Here is a 230-nt window from a genome sequence, read left to right on the forward strand (position 1 = left end):
GGCTTGTTATTATCTGTGCCATCACCTACCACTACGTTCATGTATACAGGTGTTTCTAGTGCTTTAACCGTTGCTGCATAGTTGGTTGGGTCGCCACTATCTAATGCTGTTTGAGCTGCAAATACAAACTGCGTCATCACGCCCTTGATATTAGCAAGTTTATCAGTTTCTCCCGCCATCGTTAGCGATGTTGCAAACTCATTAAAACCACAGCTTAAGAAGTCCTGCAT

General features: G+C 43.5%; 1 protein-coding gene. It reads right to left on the minus strand.

Features of this window, described 5'->3' with window-relative positions; translation table 11 throughout:
* Nucleotides 1–230, minus strand: a 230-nt coding sequence (locus tag SB765_RS34365; RefSeq protein ID WP_410933124.1) for a hypothetical protein, incomplete at both ends; no start/stop codon positions are given.

The organism is Pseudomonas sp. SIMBA_067, assembly GCF_046534675.1.
Lineage (GTDB): Bacteria > Pseudomonadota > Gammaproteobacteria > Pseudomonadales > Pseudomonadaceae > Aquipseudomonas > Aquipseudomonas putida.